Consider the following 16,985-nt stretch of genomic DNA (forward strand, 5'->3'; position numbering starts at 1 on the left):
CGTCGCAAGGAAGGCTGTGCGGCGCGAGCGCGCCGCCCCGGTGCCGGCGCGTTACGCGCCCGTATAAACCACGCGATACGGAATACCGACCTTCTCCCACTCGGCCGCTTCCTGGCTGAGGCTGTAGTCGGTCAGCGGGTTCTGCTCGACCCACGCGCCCGGCAGGCGCACTTCATACCCGCCCTTCTTCATTTGCGACACGGAAATCTCCGGCAGCCCGGCATCGGTCCGGCGCCGGCACAGCAGCGCCGCCAGCCGCAGACAGAACAGCAGCGGCCATTCGACTTCGCGCGCCTGTGACAGCTTGCCGAGCTTGCCCGCGTGACCGAGCACGAGTGCGGCCAGGCGCGCCTGGTCGGTGCGCGAGAAACCCGGCATGTCGGCATTGCTCGCGATATACGCGGAATGCTTGTGATACGAGCTGTGCGAGATCGACAGGCCGATCTCGTGCAACGCGGCGGCCCAGCCGAGGAACATCCGGCCTTCCTCGCGCTGCTCGTCGTCGTCGGAGTCCTCGAGCTCGTCGTAGAACCGCACGGCCAGCCCGGCGATCCGCTCGGCCTGCGCACGATCGACGCCATAACGGCGCGTGAAGCCTTCGACGGTCACCGCACGCATGTCCTCGTGCTGGGTCCGGCCGAGCAGGTCGTACAGCACGCCGAGACGCAGCGCGCCGTCGGTGGTATCGACATAGTCGACGCCCAGCTCCTCGAACACCGCGAGCATGATCGCGAGGCCGCCGGCGAGCACCGGCACGCGATCGGGCTTCAACGCGACCAGTTTCAGCCGGTTCACGTTCTCGGACTTGATCAGCGCGCGCTTCAGGCGTTCGAGCCCGCCGCGCGAAATGCCGTGCGTGATGCCCGCATCGTTGAAGCCGTTCGCCTCGACGAGCTCCGCGAGCGCCCGCGCGGTGCCGGACGAACCGATCGCCTGGTCCCAGCCGGCTTTCTTGTATTCGCTCGAAATGATCTGGATCTCGCGCTTGGCCGCGAGTTCGGCCTGCCGCATCGTGTATTCGTCGACGTTGCCGGCCGGGAAGAACGCCCGGCTATGGCTCACGCAGCCGATATAGAGGCTCTCCATCACGATCGGCGTGTAGTGCGAGCCGATGATGAATTCGGTCGAGCCGCCGCCGATGTCGACGACGAGCCGCTTGCCGGCGCTCGCCGGCACCGAATGCGCGGCGCCCGCGTAGATCAGACGCGCCTCTTCGCGGCCCGCGATCACTTCGATCGGAAACCCGAGCGCCGCTTCGGCCTCGCCGAGAAACTCGCCCGCGTTCTTCGCGACACGCAGCGTGTTGGTCGCCACCGCCCGCACGTGATCGGGATGGAAATCGCGCAGGCGCTCGCCGAACCGCTTGAGCGCATCCCAGCCACGTTCCTGCGACGCGCGATCGAGCATCTTGTCGCTCGACAGGCCCGCGGCCAGTCGAACGGGCTCGCGCAGCGCATCGACGGGATAGATCTGGCTGCCCGCCGGCGTCTCCTCGACGCGCCCGACGATCAGCCGGAAGCTGTTCGAGCCGAGATCCACGGCAGCCAGCAAGTGGGGAGAGGTAACCATCAGAAGGGGGCTCCGTGCGCGTTCGCCCTCGGCAGCCGGTCCGGCGCGCGCAAGGCGATCAATCAAAGGCGACATTTTAAGCGTGGAACGCTTGCCGTTGCCACGCTCCACGGGCATGTACCCCGGTAGATTGTATATAGCGGAAACATTTATGAGACAAAACGGTTCCGGCGTAGAATTTCCCGATATAAATACACTACCGTCATCAGAACGTCATCGTACCGTGAGAGTTTCCGAGCGTCCTTTCGAATCATCGCCCGAATCACCCCCTACTCTGCCGATGTCCGTCCGTTATCCGCTTCTCAATCGTGAACTCGGCATCCTCGGTTTCAACGAGCGCGTGCTGGCCCAGGCGGCCGACCCGCAAGTTCCGTTGCTCGAGCGCCTGCGCTTCATCTGCATCACGAGCAGCAACCTCGACGAATTCTTCGAAGTCCGCATGGCCGGCCTTCAGGAACAGATCCGCGACAACCCCGGCGCACTGACGCCCGACGGCATGTCGCTGCAGCACGCCAGCGATCTCGTCGTCGAGCGCGCGCAGCGGCTCGTGCACCGTCAGTACACGATGCTGCACGAGACCGTGCTGCCCGCGCTCGAACAGGAAGGCATCTACTTCCACGCGAGCGACACGTGGAACGACGAGCAGCTCGATTGGGCGCGCCGCTACTTCCTCGATGAACTGCTGCCGGTGCTGACGCCGATCGGCCTCGATCCCGCGCACCCGTTCCCGCGCGTGCTGAACAAGAGCCTGAACTTCGTCGTCGAGCTCGAAGGCCGCGACGCGTTCGGCCGACAGGCGGTCATGGGCATCGTGCAGGCGCCGCGCGCGCTGCCGCGCGTCGTGCGCATGCCGCAGGCGCTGTCGGGCTTCGAGCACGGCTTCGTCCTGCTCAGCTCGTTCATGCAGCGCTTCGTCGGCGAACTGTTCCCGCAACTCGTCGTCAAGAGCTGCAACCAGTTCCGCATCACGCGCAACAGCGAGCTGTTCGTCGACGAGGACGAAATCACGAACCTGCGCGTCGCGCTGCAGGGCGAACTGCCCGCGCGTCACCTCGGCAACGCGGTGCGGCTCGAAGTGTCGGCCGACACGCCGCAGCACATCGTGCGGCGCCTGCTCGAGGAAAGCCTGCTGGACGAGAAGGACTGCTATCGCGTGGCCGGCTCCGTGAACCTCGTGCGCCTGATGCAGATCCCCGATCTCGTCGACCGCCCCGACCTGAAGTTCACGCCGTTCGCCGCATCGATCCCGACCGCGATCGTGAGCGCGCCGACGATGTTCGACGCGATCGACGACGGCGACATCCTGCTGCACCATCCGTACGAAAGCTTCCAGCCGGTGCTCGAACTGCTGCAGCAGGCCGCGAAGGACCCGAGCGTCGTCGCGATCAAGCAGACGATCTACCGCACCGGCACCGATTCGCCGCTGATGGACGCACTGATGGAAGCCGCGCGCAACGGCAAGGAAGTGACGGTCGTCGTCGAACTGCTCGCGCGCTTCGACGAGGAAACCAACATCAACTGGGCGTCGCAGCTCGAAGCCGTCGGCGCGCATGTCGTGTATGGCGTAGTCGGCCACAAGTGCCACGCGAAGATGATGCTGATCGTGCGGCGCGTCGTGCAGGACGGCAAGGCATCGCTGCGCCGCTACGTGCACCTCGGCACCGGCAACTATCACCCGCGCACCGCCCGCCTCTACACCGACTTCGGGCTGATGACGGCCGACCAGAAGATCTGCGAGGACGTCCACCACGTGTTCCAGCAACTGACCGGGATCGGCGGCGAACTCACGCTGCACGAGCTGTGGCAGTCGCCGTTCACGCTGCACCCGCGCATCATCGAATCGATCCAGGCGGAGATCGACAATGCGCGCGCCGGCAAGCGTGCGCGGGTGGTCGCGAAGATGAACGCGCTCCTGGAGCCGTCGGTGATCGCCGCGCTGTACGAGGCGTCGCAGGCCGGCGTCAAGGTCGACCTGATCGTGCGCGGCGTGTGCGCGCTGAAGCCGGGCGTGCCGGGGCTGTCGGAAAACATCACGGTGCGCTCGATCGTCGGCCGCTTCCTCGAACACCACCGGATCTACTATTTCCACGCGGACGGCGCCGAGGATGTCTATCTGTCGAGCGCCGACTGGATGGACCGCAACCTGTTCCGCCGCGTCGAAGTCGCGTTCCCGATCCGCGAGCGCAAGCTGAAGCGCCGCGTGATCGCCGAAGGGCTGTCGGTCTGCCTCGGTGACAACCAGTTGGCATGGCAAATGCAAAGCGACGGCCACTACCGCCGGCGCCGCGCAGGCAAGACGATCCGCAACGCGCAGCTCGGCTTGCTCGCGAAGTTCTGTACGTAAACACACGACGGACGGTTTCGCGCCGCACGACAAACAAAAAAGCACAGCCCGCGGGCTGTGCTTTTCTATTTCAGGTGGAGCGCCGCAGTGCGGCACCCGACCCGCGTCACGCGCTCACGCCTCGAACGTGGCCGGCCGGATCGCGATGATCCGCGCTGCCGGGAAACGCGCGGTGAACGTGCTGCCGCGTCCTTCCTCGCTCTGCACGTACAGGTGCGAGTCGTGCCGCTGCAGCACGTGCTTGACGATCGCGAGCCCGAGCCCGGTGCCGCCCGTATCGCGCGAGCGGCTGCGGTCGACGCGGTAGAAGCGCTCGGTCAGCCGCGGCAGATCGGCGGCCGGAATGCCGAAGCCGCTGTCGGTGACGGAGAACACGCCCTGCGCGCCCTCGCGCCGCCACGACACGACGATCTTGCCGCCGTCCGGCGTATAGCGGATCGCATTGGTGACGAGGTTCGCGAACGCGCTGAACACCTCGGTCTGCGCGCCCGTGACGCCGAGCGTCTCGTCGATCGAGAACGCGATCTCGTGATGCCCGTTCGACAGCGTCTGCGCGTCCTCCTTCAGATGGTCGAACACGGCGCGCATGTCGATCGCGCGATCGAGCGGCGGCTTGCTCTCGCCCTCGAGCTTCGCGAGCACCAGCAGGTCGGTGACGATGTGCCGCATCCGCGACGCCTGCTGCTCCATCATCTCGAGATAGCGCGCGCGATCTTCCTCGTTCAGCGGCAGTTCGCGCATCGTCTCGAGGAAGCCCGACAGCACGGTGAGCGGCGTCTTCAGCTCGTGCGACACGTTGGCGACGAAGTCGCGCCGCATCGCGTCGGTGCGCTCGAGCTCCGTGATGTCCTGCGTGAGCAGCAGCTTGCGGTTCTCGCCGTACGGAAACACCTGCACGGCCAGCACGTTTTGCCGCGAGTCGCCCATCCCGTGCATCACGAGCGTTTCGTCGTAATGCTGCGCGTTCAGATAGCGGACGAAATCCGGATGACGCACCAGGTTCGTGATGTGCTGGCGCAGGTCGCGCTTTGCATCGAGGCCGAAATGCACCTCGGCGATCGCGTTGCACCACTCGATCTGGTCATGATCGTCGAGCATCGCCACACCGTTCGGCGACGCCTGGATTGCCTGGATGAAGCGCGAATGCTGCTGCTCGACCTGACGCACCTGGGCATGCCACTGCTTCGCGAGCTTGTGCAGACGGTAGTAGATTTCGCCCCAGATGCCCGGCGCGCTCGGCACCTCGCCATAGACGGGGGCATCGAGCAGACGCCACAGGCGTTGCGTATGGAAGGTACTGAAGAAGCCCTGCGCAACCAGCATCACGACCGCGAACCCCAAGCCCGCGATCGGGCCGGCGAACACGCCGACCAATACGCTGAGCAGCACGAGCAACACGAGCGACACGAGAAAGCGCGCCCAGATGATGTTCATGATTCAGCGCCCGAAAGAAGGAACGGCATGCCGTGGCACACGGCATGTCCGGATACGTTACGCGTGCTTCGCGAGCCGGTAGCCGCTGCCGCGCACGGTCTCGATCATCGCATCGCAGCCGGCCGGTTTCAAGGCCGCGCGCAATCGTTTGATGTGCACGTCGACGGTGCGCTCCTCGACGAACACGTGATCGCCCCACACCTGGTCGAGCAGTTGCGTGCGGCTGTGCACGCGTTCCGGATGCGTCATGAAGAAATGCAGCAGGCGGAATTCGGTCGGACCGAGATCGAGCTTGATCTCGCTGCCGTCGCCGTGTGCGGCGACCCGATGCGTGGCCGGATCGAGACGCAGCCCGTTGATCGACACGACGTCCTCGGTCAGCTGCGGCGCGCGGCGGCGCAGCACGGCCTTGATCCGCGCCATCAGTTCCTTCGGCGAGAACGGCTTCGTCACGTAGTCGTCCGCGCCGATCTCGAGGCCGAGCACCTTGTCCTGCTCGTCGCCGCGCGCGGTCAACATGATGATCGGGATATGCTTGGTCCGTTCGTTGTTGCGCAGGTCGCGCGCGAACGCGATGCCGGACTTGCCCGGCAGCATCCAGTCGAGCAGCACGAGATCGGGCAGCACATCGCTGATCAGGTTCTGTGCCTGCTCCGCGTTGTACGCCCGGATCGGGCAGTGGCCGGCATGCTGGAGATTCACCGAGATCAGTTCGGAAATCGCTGGCTCATCTTCAACGACGAGAATGTTGCTGGGCATCGGCACCTCTGTTTTTTCCTGTACGTGGTGGCGTTAACTGTTGGCTTCGCGGTCGAGCGTGTCGCGCGGCTGGTGCCGCACGTCGGTGCCCTTCACGATGTAGATGATGAACTCGGCGATGTTCTTCGCATGGTCACCGATCCGTTCGATCGCCTTCGCGATGAACAGGTATTCGAGGCCGACCGAGATCGTGCGCGGATCTTCCTGCATGTACGACACGAGCTTGCGCACGAACGCGCGGAATTCCAGGTCGATTTCCTTGTCGTCCTTGACGATCTGCGCGGCGGCCACCGTATCGAGGCGCGCGAACGCGTCGAGCGCGCGGCGCAGGATCGTCACGGCCATCTCGCCCGACACCTTGATCTCGGCGATGTTCACCGTACGCGCGGCCGGTTCGTCGACCAGGCGACGCACGCGCTTCGCGATCTTCTCGGCCTCGTCGCCGGCGCGCTCGAGGTTCGTAATCGTTTTCGAGATCGACATCAGAAGACGCAGGTCACGCGCGGCAGGCTGCCTCCGCGCGATGATGTTGCCGCATTCCTGGTCGATGTCGACTTCCATCGCGTTCAGCGTTTCCTCGGCCGCGATCACCTTCTCGGCCGCATCGCGGTCGAATTCGTTGAGCGCGTGCATCGCGCCCACGATCTGCGACTCGACGAGCCCGCCCATTTCCAGCACTTTCGACGACACGGCATTCAGGTCCGCGTCGAACTGGCTCGACAGATGTTTATCCGACATGGTTGTGATTCTCCGTCATCAGCCGAAACGGCCGGTGATGTAGTCTTCCGTTTCCTTGCGCACCGGCTTGATGAAGATCTTTTCGGTTTCGCCGAATTCGATCAGCTCGCCCAGGTACATGTAGGCCGTGAAGTCCGAGCAGCGCGCGGCCTGCTGCATGTTGTGCGTGACGATCACGACCGTGTAGTCGCTTTTCAGCTCGGCGATCAGTTCTTCGATGCGCCCCGTCGAGATCGGGTCGAGCGCCGAGCACGGTTCGTCGAGCAGCAGCACTTCCGGTCGGATCGCGATGCCGCGCGCGATGCACAGACGCTGCTGCTGGCCGCCGGACAGCCCGTAGCCGCTCTGGTTCAGCTTGTCCTTCACTTCGGTCCAAAGCGCCGCCTTGGTCAGCGCCCATTCGACGCGGTCGTCCATTTCGGAGCGCGTGAGCTTCTCGAACATCTTCACGCCGAACGCGATGTTGTCGTAGATCGACATCGGGAACGGGGTCGGCTTCTGGAACACCATGCCGATTCGTGCGCGCAGCAGCGAGATGTCGCGCTTCGTCGTCAGCAGGTTCTCGCCGTCCATCAGGATTTCGCCTTCGGCGCGCTGCTCCGGATAGAGCGCGAACATCTTGTTGAACGTGCGCAGCAGCGTCGACTTGCCGCAACCCGACGGGCCGATGAACGCCGTCACCTTCCCTTCGGGAATGCGCAGGTTGATGTTCTTCAGCGCGTGGAACTTGTTGTAGAAGAAGTTGAGGTTGTTGACCTCGATCTTCGCGTTCAGCGGCGCCAGCGGACGGCCATGTGCCGCATCGTGCGTGCCGGCGGGCGCAGCGGTGCGCTCGACGGGATTCAGGTGGCTTTCTGCCATATTCATCGGATTGCTCCGCCGTTACTTTTTCGAGAAGATCGAGCGCGCCAGGATGTTGAGTCCGAGCACCCCGAGCGTAATCAGGAACACGCCTGCCCATGCGAGCGATTGCCATTCCGCGAACGGGCTCATCGCGAACTTGTAGATCGTGACGGGCAGGTTCGCCATCGGCTGGCTCATGTCCCACGAGAAGAACTGGTTCGACAGTGCCGTGAACAGCAGCGGCGCCGTTTCGCCGGCAATCCGAGCGACCGCGAGCAGCACGCCCGTCACGATCCCGCCGACCGACGCACGCAGCGTGATCTTCAGCACCATCCGCCACTTCGGCGTGCCGAGGGCGAAGGCCGCTTCACGCAGCGCATTCGGCACGAGCTTCAGCATGTTCTCGGTCGTGCGGATCACGATCGGAATCTGCAGCAGGGCGAGCGCGATCACGCCGGCCCAGCCCGAGAAGCGCCCCGACTTCGCGACGACGATCGCGTACACGAACAGGCCGATGACGATCGACGGCGCCGACAGCAGGATGTCGTTGATGAAGCGAATCGTGCTCGCCAGCAGGTTCTTCTGGCCGTATTCGGCGAGATAGACGCCTGCGAGGATGCCGATCGGCGTGCCGACCAGCGTACCGAAGCCGCACAACAGCAAGCTGCCGACGATCGCGTTCGCCAGACCGCCGCCTTCCGTGTTCGGTGCCGGCGTCGATTCGGTGAACAGCTGCAGCGACAGGCCGCCGATGCCGAGATGCACCGTCGTGTAGAGAATCCACACGAGCCACAGCAGGCCGAATGCCATCGCACCGAGCGCCGCGGTGAGCGCGATCGCGTTGGTGACCTTGCGCTTGCGCTGCAGCCGGTTGCGCATGGCCTCGAGGACGGCGCCGTTCGGCCCCGGGAAATTCATGATGGGCTCGCTCATTTCTTGCCCTCTCCCTTCTCGAGACGAAGCAGCAGCAGTTTGGAGATGGACAGCACGATGAACGTGATCACGAACAGGATCAGGCCCAGTTCCATCAGCGCGGACGTATGCAGGCCCGGTTGCGCTTCCGCGAATTCGTTCGCGAGCGCCGACGTGATGCTGTTGCCCGGCGCGAACAGCGACACGCTGTCGAGCAGGTTCGTGTTGCCGATCACGAACGTCACGGCCATCGTCTCGCCGAGCGCGCGGCCGAGGCCGAGCATCACGCCGCCGATCACGCCGGTCTTCGTATAGGGCAGCACGACCTTCCACATCACTTCCCACGTCGTGCAGCCGATCCCGTAGGCCGATTCCTTCAGCAGCACGGGCGTGACTTCGAACACGTCGCGCATCACCGACGCGATGTACGGGATGATCATGATCGCGAGGATCACGCCGGCCGCGAGAATACCGATGCCGATGGGCGGGCCGGCCGTCAGCGGGCCGAGCACCCATACGTTCGCGAACAGGTGGCCGATCGGCTTCTGGAAATATTCGGCGAAGATCGGGGCGAACACGAGCAGCCCCCACATGCCGTACACGATCGACGGAATCGCGGCGAGCAGCTCGATCGCGATGCCGAGCGGACGGCGCAGCCACACGGGCGACAGCTCGGTCAGGAACAGCGCGATGCCGAAGCTGACGGGCACCGCGATGGCGAGTGCGATGATCGACGTCACGATCGTGCCGTAGATCGGCACGAGTGCGCCGTAGACATCCGAGTTGGGATCCCACTCGGATTGCAACAGGAAGCCGAGGCCGAACTTCTGGATAGTCGGCATCGACGCAATGATCAGGGAAACGATGATCCCGCCCAGCAGCAGCAGGGTCACGATCGCGGCAAGCCGTGCGAGGCCGCCGAACAGAACGTCTCCGAGGCGGCTCGGCGCGCGCTGCTGCGCGGCGTCGGCGGGTCGGGAGGACGTGTAGGAAATATCAGACATGGGCGCCTGTTCTGGATCGCCGGGCGCCGTGACGCCCGGCCTTACCGCACACACTGCCCGACCGGCACGGCCGGGCAGCGAACCGCTGCAATACTTACTCGGCGGCGACCGGCTTGCCCGATGCGTCCGTCACCTTCGTCTTCCACTGCTTGCGGATTTCCGTCTCGACCGCCGGCGGCAGCGAGATGTAGTCGAGGCTGTCGGCTGCCTTCTCGCCGTTCTTGAACGCCCAGCTGAAGAACTTCAGCGTTTCGACGCCCTGCTCCGGCTTGTCCTGCTTCGCGTGCAGCAGCACGAACGTCGCGCCGACGACCGGCCATGCTTCCTTGCCCGGCTGGTTCGTCAGGATCTGGTAGAACGACTTCGACCAGTTCGCGCCCGCGGCAGCGGCCTTGAACGTTTCCGTCTTCGGCTCGACCACCGTGCCCGTCGAGTTCTTCAGCGCGGTGTAGACCATGTTGTTCTTCTTCGCGTACGCCCACTCGACGTAGCCGATCGCGCCCGGCAGGCGCTGCACGAAGGCTGCGACGCCGTCGTTGCCCTTGCCGCCCGTGCCCGTCGGCCAGTTGACCGTCGTGCCTTCGCCGATCTTCGACTTCCACTCGTCGTTGACCTTCGACAGGTAGTTCGTCCAGATGAAGCTGGTGCCCGAACCGTCAGCGCGGCGCACGACCGCGATGTCCGTATCCGGCAGCTTGACCTTCGGGTTCAGCGCGGCGATCGCCGGGTCGTTCCACTTCTTGATCTTGCCGAGGTAGATGTCGCCGAGCACCGGGCCCGACAGCGTCAGTTCACCGGCCTTCACGCCCGGCACGTTGACGACCGGCACCACGCCGCCGACCACCGTCGGGAACTGGAACAGGCCTTCCTTCGCGAGCTCTTCATCCTTCAGCGGAGCGTCCGAGCCGGCAAAATCGACCGTCTTTGCATTGATCTGCTTCAGGCCGCCCGACGAGCCGATACCTTGGTAGTTCACCTTCGCGCCGCCGGACTGCTGATAGTCAGCGGCCCATTTCGTATAGATCGGCATCGCAAACGTGCTGCCTGCGCCCGTGATGTCGGCAGCTTGAGCGGCGACGGCGAAAAGCGCGCCAGCCAGGCCGGCAATCGCGGTTTGCATCAATTTCATGAGACCTCCAGTGTGTGAGCGGATGACTACGGCACCGCGAAGGTTAGGGGCTCCTCATGACGTTAATGTGACAATCGATGAAACTGGCGTGACAGTAACATGACTGGTTGAAAGGGAGTAGCGCGCGTCCGGCGGACCGCCGCGGAGGCGCGGCGCGCCGGGGATGGCGGCAAGAATTGCCGGCCCGGCAGGGATGGTGGAGGCCCGCGCCGACGCGGGCTGCGAGCGGATCGTATCGCAGCCGGCACCGGCCGCAAAGCCCCTTGCAATTGGCTGCCACGATTCAGGGGCGGGAGGTTTTCCTGGTCAGACGAAATGCGTGTCGCAGGCACCTTCCGTCAATAGCGCAAACCTTTGCGTATGAAGAATTGCGGCGCCCGCAGGCGCCGCATGTCGATTCACCGGAGCGCCGGCGCGCGCCGTCGCTGCTTCGGCTCAGCTCGTCGCCACGCGCACCGCGTCGGCGATCGCCTCCGCATGGCGGGTCGCGTCGGCCGCGTGCTGCGCCTCGACCATCACCCGCAGGACCGGCTCGGTGCCCGACGCGCGAATCAGCACGCGGCCGCGGCCGGCAAGCGCGCTTTCGGCCGCGTCGATCGCCGCGCGAATCGATGCGCTGCCCTTCCAGTCGGCGCCCGGCTTCATCCGCACGTTGATCAGCTTCTGCGGGAACAGCGTGACGCCGTCGAGCATCTGCGCGAGCGTGCGGCCGCTGCGCTTGAGCGCGGCCAGCACGAGCAGCGCCGACACGATGCCGTCGCCGGTCGAATGCCGGTCGAGCGACAGGATGTGGCCCGAGCCTTCCGCGCCGAGCTGCCAGCCGCGCTCGCGCAACTGTTCGAGCACGTAGCGGTCGCCGACCGCCGCGCGCACGAACTCCACGCCCTCGCGCTGCAACGCAACCTCGACCGCGAGGTTCGTCATCAGCGTGCCGACCGCGCCGTCGACCTTGCCGTCGGTGGCGATCCGGTCCTTCACGAGCACGTAGAGCAGTTCGTCGCCATTGAACAGCCGGCCCGTCGAATCGACGACCTGCAGGCGGTCCGCATCGCCGTCGAGCGCGATGCCGAGATCCGCGTGGTTCGCGCGCACCGCGCGCACCAGCGCGTCGGGCGCCGTCGCGCCGACGCCGTCGTTGATGTTGAAGCCGTTCGGCGCGACGCCGATCGGGATCACGTCCGCGCCGAGTTCATGGAACACGTGCGGCGCGATCTGGTACGCGGCGCCGTGCGCGCAGTCGATCACGAGCTTCAGCCCGCGCAGGTCGTATGCGGCCGGGAACGTGCTCTTGCAGAACTCGATGTAGCGGCCGGCCGCGTCGTCGAGGCGGCGGGCCTTGCCCAGCCCGTCCGACGGTGCGCATTCGAGCGGCTTGTCGAGCCACGCTTCGATCGCGGCTTCGGTATCGTCGGGCAGCTTGTTGCCGTCCGCGGAGAAGAACTTGATGCCGTTGTCGTGATACGGGTTGTGCGACGCGCTGATCACGACGCCGGCCGACAGGCGCAGCGCGCGCGTCAGGTATGCGACGCCCGGCGTCGGCATCGGGCCGGCCAGCATCACGTCGACGCCGGCGGCCGAGAAGCCGGCTTCGAGCGCGGCCTCGAGCATGTAGCCCGACACGCGCGTGTCCTTGCCGATCAGCACCGTCGGACGCGCGCCGGCCGCGACGTCGGACGTGCCGGCCAGTACCTTGCCGGCTGCGTAGCCGAGACGCAACACGAAATCAGGCGTGATGGGCGCATCGCCCACCGTACCGCGAATGCCGTCCGTGCCGAAATATCGACGCCCCATGTGAACCTTCCTCCTTCGTCTTTCCGAATTCTGACTTATCGTTGCCGCGCGGCTTCGCGCACGGCGTTCCAGACCTTCAGCGCATCGACCGTCGCCGCGACGTCGTGCACGCGCACGATCGCGGCACCCCGCGCAACCGCACACAACGCGGCGGCCACGCTCGCCGCGACGCGTTCCATCGGCGGCTTGCCGCCGATCACCGCGCCGAGCATCGACTTGCGCGACATCCCCGCGAGAATCGGATACGCGCGCCCGTCGGGCCGCGCGGGCGCCGTGTCCGGCAACGCGGCCAGCAGCGCGTAATTGTCGTCGACCACCGCCTTGCCGAACCCGAACCCCGGATCGACGCAGATCCGTTCCGGCGCGATGCCCGCGTCGCGCAGCGCCTGCGCGCGTGCGGCGAGAAAGTCGCGCACGTCGGTCACGACGTCGCCGTAGTCGGGCTCACCGACCTGCATCGTCTGCGGCTCGCCGAGCATGTGCATCGCGCACAGCCCGCTGTTGCCTTCGCGCACCGCGTCGATCGCGCCCGGCTGGCGGAACCCCCAGATGTCGTTGATCAGGTCCGCGCCCGCTGCGAGCGCCGCGCGCATCACGGCCGGCTTGTAGGTGTCGATCGACAGCGGCACGTTCAGCGGCCGCAGCGCCTCGACGAGCGGAATCACGCGCGCGAGCTCCTCGTCGAGCGGCACGGGCGGCGCGCCTGGGCGCGTCGACTCGCCGCCGATGTCGATCAGGTCGACACCGTCGGCGATCATCCGCTCGGCCTGGCGCAGCGCATCGTCGCGCGCGAGGAAACGGCCGCCGTCAGAAAACGAATCGGGGGTGGCGTTGAGGATGCCCATCACGAGCGGGCGGTCGAACGTCAGCGAGAAGCGGCCGCACTGGAGCGGCGCGGGAATGAACGCGGAAACAGCGGAATCGGACACGGGCAGGAGGCGTTGATGAAAGCAAAACGGGCCGGTGTGAAGCCACACCAGCCCGTGAACGGTGCTACAGCGGAGGTTATGCCGGCGAAGCAGGCGCCGGTGCGTTGCCCGGCTTTACTTCGGCGGCCGTACCGCCACCCGACGAATCGCCGCCGACCGCCGGCGAGCTCTTCGGCGAGCGCGGCGGGCGCCCTTCCATGATGTCGTTGATCTGATCGGCGTCGATCGTCTCCCACTCCATCAGCGCGGCCGTCATCGCCTCGACCTTGTCGCGGTTCTCTTCGAGCAGGCGGCGCGCAAGGCCGTACTGTTCGTCGAGCACGCGGCGGATTTCGCCGTCGACCTTCTGCTGCGTCGCTTCCGAGATCGTGCGCGTGAAGCCGCGGCCGAACGGACCGTTGTCGCTCTCGTCGTCGACGTAGACCATCGGTCCGAGCGCGTCGGTCATGCCGAAGCGGGCCACCATCGCGCGCGCCGTCTGCGTCGCTTTGTTGAAGTCGTCCGATGCGCCGGTGCTGATCAGGTTCAGGAACAGCTCCTCGGCCACGCGGCCGCCGAACAGGATCGCCAGGCGGTCGAGCAGGTAGTCCTTCGAGTACGTCTCGTTGTCATGCTCCGGCAGCTGCCACGTGACACCCAGCGCGCGACCGCGCGGGATGATCGTGACCTTGTGCACCGGATCGGCCTTCGGCAGCAGCTTCGCGATCACCGCGTGGCCCGACTCGTGGTAAGCCGTCGCGCGCTTCGCTTCCTCGCGAATCACGGCCGACTTGCGCTCCGGACCCATGAAGATCTTGTCCTTCGCGTCCTCGAAATCCTGCATCTCGACGATGCGCTTGCCGCGGCGTGCAGCAAACAGCGCCGCTTCGTTCACGAGGTTCGCGAGATCCGCACCCGAGAAGCCCGGCGTGCCGCGCGCGATGACCGCTGCGTCGACGTCGTTCGCGATCGGCACCTTGCGCAGGTGCACGCGCATGATCTGCTCGCGGCCACGGATGTCCGGCAGGCCGACATAGACCTGGCGGTCGAAACGGCCCGGACGCAGCAGCGCCTTGTCGAGCACGTCGGAACGGTTGGTCGCGGCAATCACGATCACGCCCGAGTTCGCCTCGAAGCCGTCCATCTCGACCAGCATCTGGTTCAGCGTCTGCTCGCGCTCGTCGTTGCCGCCGCCCATGCCGGCGCCGCGATGACGACCGACCGCGTCGATTTCGTCGATGAACACGATGCACGGTGCATGCTTCTTCGCCTGCTCGAACATGTCGCGCACACGGGCCGCACCGACACCGACGAACATTTCGACGAAGTCCGAACCCGAGATGCTGAAGAACGGCACCTTCGCTTCACCCGCGATCGCGCGGGCCAGCAGCGTCTTGCCGGTACCCGGGGGGCCGACGAGCAGCACGCCGCGCGGAATGCGACCGCCCAGCTTCTGGAATTTCTGCGGGTCGCGCAGGAAGTCGACGAGCTCGGACACTTCTTCCTTCGCTTCGTCGCAGCCCGCGACGTCGGAGAAGTTCACCGCGTTGTTGTTCTCGTCGATCAGCCGCGCGCGCGATTTCCCGAACGAGAATGCGCCGCCTTTGCCGCCCCCCTGCATCTGCCTCATCATGTAGAACCAGAACACGATGATCAGGATCGTCGGCCCGAGGTAGTACAGCGCGGACATCAGCGCGTTCGGCTCGTCGTCGGCCTTGCCGCTGACCTGCACGCCGTACTTCATCAGATCGCCGACCATCCAGATGTCGCCGGGCGACACGATCTGGTATTTCTGGCCATCAGCCGGAGTGACGGTGAGGTTGCGCCCCTGCACGATGACAGTCTTGACCTTGCCGTTCTTGGCGTCGTCCATGAACTGCGAATAGGACACACCTTCCTGGACGCGGGGCTTGTCGAACTGCTTGAACACCGTAAACAGCACCAGTGCGATCACTAGCCACACTGCTGCCTTCGAAAACATATTGTTGTTCAAAGCACCACTCCTTCACTCGTAGACGAGCGCCTACATTTTCCTTGCGGCGCTCCTCGGTCATTCTAATCCAGTCCGACCACCCTCGCCATAAGCATTGACAACCGCCGCGATAGCGCTTCGCTTGTCTGGCAAGGGCCGGAGCCCGTTTGCGGTATCCCGCTCCGCGTCACCGCGGATGCTTCAGATGCCGACCCAAAATGAACGTTTCGGACGATTTGTCGCGGGACGCCTTCGGCTTGCGCGGCGCGACGGTCTTAAACTGCTGTTTGAATTTCTCGACGATCTGGCTGTAGCCGCTGCCGTGAAAACACTTCACGAGCAGCGCACCGTCCGGCTTCAGATGGTTCTGCGCGAATTCGAGCGCCAGATCGCACAGATGCTCGATGCGCGCCGCGTCCGCCGAGGCCACGCCGGAAAGGTTGGGGGCCATGTCGGAAATAACAAGGTCCACCGAGCGACCTTCGAGCACTTCTTCGAGCTGGTGGAGGACGGTGTCCTCGCGGAAGTCGCCCTGGAGGAAATGGACGTCGGCGATCGGCTCCATCGGCAGGATGTCGAGCGCAACGATCGTGCCGTCGATGCCGCCCTCGCGCTCCGCGTCGCGCTTCTTGCCCTGCGCGAGCTTGTTGCGGGCATACTGGCTCCAGCTGCCCGGCGTCGCGCCGAGGTCGACGATCACCTGGCCCGGACGGATCAGCTTGTCCTGCTCGTCGATTTCCTTCAGTTTGTACGCGGCACGCGCGCGATAGCCCTCCCGCTGCGCCATTTTGACGTACGGGTCGTTGATGTGGTCGTGCAGCCAGTGCTGGTTAAAGCGGTTTTTTGCCATTCGAGAGAGAGATTGCTGCTATTTGCTTCGTGAAGCCGTGCTTTTGGCGGATAATACGCGTCTTCTTCGCGCGGCTGCGGCCCCTTCCGGGCCCATGCCGCGATTTTACGTGGTTTCGGCGCGCGGCTGACGCGGTAACTTCCCGCGATTCGCTTCTGACGCAGCGCGCCCCTATTTAGATTTCGACATTTCCATGCCCGCCCTTTCGCTTTCCCCCGCCGAGCGCTCCGCGCTGCGCTCCCAGGCCCATGCGCTCAAGCCCGTCGTGCTGATCGGCGCCGAAGGGCTGACCGACGCCGTGCTGAAGGAAATCAAGGTGCACCTCGCCGCGCACCAGCTGATCAAGATTCGCGTGTTCGGCGACGAGCGCGACGAGCGCGTCGCCATTTACGACGAGATCTGCGACCGCCTGAGCGCGGCGCCGATCCAGCACATCGGCAAGCTGCTGGTGATCTGGAAGCCCGAGGCTGCCGCAGCGGCCCCGGCCCGTGGCCGTCGTGCCGGCACGCTGCCGAGCGCGGCCGAAGCCATCGACGACAAGAAAGGCCGTGCGCCGCGCACCGTCAAGGTCGTCAAGGTGTCGCCGAACGCGAGCCCCGTGCGCCGTCCGAGGCCGGTGAAAGTCACGGTCCGCGGCAACGAGCGCGTGACGGCAGGCGGCACGGTGAAGCGTGCGAAAAAGCGTCAGGCCAGCACGAAGCGGCCGCACCAGGACAAGTAATCCTGCTGCGC

General features: G+C 65.4%; 14 protein-coding genes. 2 read left to right on the forward strand and 12 right to left on the reverse strand.

The genetic code is table 11. The features are described 5' to 3' along the window. Window positions 1-51: 51 nt before the first annotated feature. Window positions 52-1,569: an exopolyphosphatase gene (gene ppx, locus GEM_RS10670; RefSeq protein WP_014897417.1), complete on the reverse strand. Its 1,518-nt coding sequence runs from the start codon at window positions 1,567-1,569 to the stop codon at window positions 52-54. Between the two features lie 280 nt (window positions 1,570-1,849). On the opposite strand from ppx, the gene ppk1 reads away from it, so the two are divergent. Next, complete coding sequence (ppk1, locus tag GEM_RS10675; protein WP_014897418.1) at window positions 1,850-3,913, forward strand: polyphosphate kinase 1; 2,064 nt, start codon at window positions 1,850-1,852, stop codon at window positions 3,911-3,913. A gap of 114 nt (window positions 3,914-4,027) precedes the next feature. On the opposite strand, the gene phoR is transcribed toward ppk1, so the two are convergent. The 11 genes from phoR to GEM_RS10730 form a co-directional block, all read right to left on the reverse strand. Then, window positions 4,028-5,347, reverse strand: coding sequence for a phosphate regulon sensor histidine kinase PhoR (gene phoR / locus GEM_RS10680; protein ID WP_014897419.1), 1,320 nt, complete (start codon window positions 5,345-5,347; stop codon window positions 4,028-4,030). Between the two features lie 57 nt (window positions 5,348-5,404). Continuing rightward, entirely contained in the window at window positions 5,405-6,106 is a 702-nt protein-coding gene (gene phoB / locus GEM_RS10685; RefSeq protein ID WP_006750313.1) for a phosphate regulon transcriptional regulator PhoB, read from the reverse strand. Window positions 6,107-6,139: 33 nt separating this feature from the next. After that, a complete protein-coding gene (gene phoU / locus GEM_RS10690; RefSeq protein WP_014897420.1) occupies window positions 6,140-6,844 on the reverse strand; it encodes a phosphate signaling complex protein PhoU in 705 nt (234 codons plus the stop codon). Between the two features lie 18 nt (window positions 6,845-6,862). Next, window positions 6,863-7,711, reverse strand: coding sequence for a phosphate ABC transporter ATP-binding protein PstB (gene pstB, locus GEM_RS10695; protein WP_014897421.1), 849 nt, complete (start codon window positions 7,709-7,711; stop codon window positions 6,863-6,865). A gap of 15 nt (window positions 7,712-7,726) precedes the next feature. Further along, entirely contained in the window at window positions 7,727-8,620 is an 894-nt protein-coding gene (gene pstA, locus GEM_RS10700; protein WP_014897422.1) for a phosphate ABC transporter permease PstA, read from the reverse strand. After that, on the reverse strand, window positions 8,617-9,603 hold the full coding sequence (gene pstC / locus GEM_RS10705) for a phosphate ABC transporter permease PstC (protein WP_014897423.1): 987 nt from the start codon (window positions 9,601-9,603) through the stop codon (window positions 8,617-8,619). Before pstC ends, pstA begins: the two co-directional genes overlap by 4 nt. 94 nt (window positions 9,604-9,697) lie before the next feature. Beyond that, window positions 9,698-10,732, reverse strand: a complete 1,035-nt coding sequence (gene pstS / locus GEM_RS10710; protein ID WP_014897424.1) for a phosphate ABC transporter substrate-binding protein PstS — start codon at window positions 10,730-10,732, stop codon at window positions 9,698-9,700. Window positions 10,733-11,167: 435 nt separating this feature from the next. Further along, on the reverse strand, window positions 11,168-12,523 hold the full coding sequence (gene glmM, locus GEM_RS10715; protein WP_014897425.1) for a phosphoglucosamine mutase: 1,356 nt from the start codon (window positions 12,521-12,523) through the stop codon (window positions 11,168-11,170). 35 nt (window positions 12,524-12,558) lie between these two features. Then, window positions 12,559-13,500: a dihydropteroate synthase gene (folP, locus tag GEM_RS10720; protein ID WP_014897426.1), complete on the reverse strand. Its 942-nt coding sequence runs from the start codon at window positions 13,498-13,500 to the stop codon at window positions 12,559-12,561. A 28-nt stretch (window positions 13,501-13,528) separates the two neighbouring features. Next, window positions 13,529-15,424: an ATP-dependent zinc metalloprotease FtsH gene (gene ftsH / locus GEM_RS10725; RefSeq protein WP_014897427.1), complete on the reverse strand. Its 1,896-nt coding sequence runs from the start codon at window positions 15,422-15,424 to the stop codon at window positions 13,529-13,531. A gap of 166 nt (window positions 15,425-15,590) precedes the next feature. Then, the gene (locus GEM_RS10730) at window positions 15,591-16,253 is read right to left on the reverse strand and encodes an RlmE family RNA methyltransferase (RefSeq protein WP_014897428.1); all 663 of its coding nucleotides are present in this window, start codon (window positions 16,251-16,253) and stop codon (window positions 15,591-15,593) included. A 193-nt stretch (window positions 16,254-16,446) separates the two neighbouring features. Between GEM_RS10730 and GEM_RS10735 the strand changes: the two genes are divergently transcribed. Beyond that, window positions 16,447-16,974, forward strand: coding sequence for a YhbY family RNA-binding protein (locus GEM_RS10735; RefSeq protein WP_014897429.1), 528 nt, complete (start codon window positions 16,447-16,449; stop codon window positions 16,972-16,974). Window positions 16,975-16,985: the final 11 nt, after the last annotated feature.

Origin of the sequence: Burkholderia cepacia GG4 (genome assembly GCF_000292915.1) — a bacterium.
In the GTDB taxonomy this organism is placed as follows: domain Bacteria; phylum Pseudomonadota; class Gammaproteobacteria; order Burkholderiales; family Burkholderiaceae; genus Burkholderia; species Burkholderia cepacia_D.

Bases quoted from the DNA above. Each gene is read 5' to 3' on its own strand.
- ppx (WP_014897417.1), bottom strand. From the start codon at position 1,569: ATGGTTACCTCTCCCCACTTGCTGGCTGCCGTGGATCTCGGCTCGAAC.
- ppk1 (WP_014897418.1), top strand. From the start codon at position 1,850: ATGTCCGTCCGTTATCCGCTTCTCAATCGTGAACTCGGCATCCTCGGT.
- phoR (WP_014897419.1), bottom strand. From the start codon at position 5,347: ATGAACATCATCTGGGCGCGCTTTCTCGTGTCGCTCGTGTTGCTCGTG.
- phoB (WP_006750313.1), bottom strand. From the start codon at position 6,106: ATGCCCAGCAACATTCTCGTCGTTGAAGATGAGCCAGCGATTTCCGAA.
- phoU (WP_014897420.1), bottom strand. From the start codon at position 6,844: ATGTCGGATAAACATCTGTCGAGCCAGTTCGACGCGGACCTGAATGCC.
- pstB (WP_014897421.1), bottom strand. From the start codon at position 7,711: ATGAATATGGCAGAAAGCCACCTGAATCCCGTCGAGCGCACCGCTGCG.
- pstA (WP_014897422.1), bottom strand. From the start codon at position 8,620: ATGAGCGAGCCCATCATGAATTTCCCGGGGCCGAACGGCGCCGTCCTC.
- pstC (WP_014897423.1), bottom strand. From the start codon at position 9,603: ATGTCTGATATTTCCTACACGTCCTCCCGACCCGCCGACGCCGCGCAG.
- pstS (WP_014897424.1), bottom strand. From the start codon at position 10,732: ATGAAATTGATGCAAACCGCGATTGCCGGCCTGGCTGGCGCGCTTTTC.
- glmM (WP_014897425.1), bottom strand. From the start codon at position 12,523: ATGGGGCGTCGATATTTCGGCACGGACGGCATTCGCGGTACGGTGGGC.
- GEM_RS10730 (WP_014897428.1), bottom strand. From the start codon at position 16,253: ATGGCAAAAAACCGCTTTAACCAGCACTGGCTGCACGACCACATCAAC.
- GEM_RS10735 (WP_014897429.1), top strand. From the start codon at position 16,447: ATGCCCGCCCTTTCGCTTTCCCCCGCCGAGCGCTCCGCGCTGCGCTCC.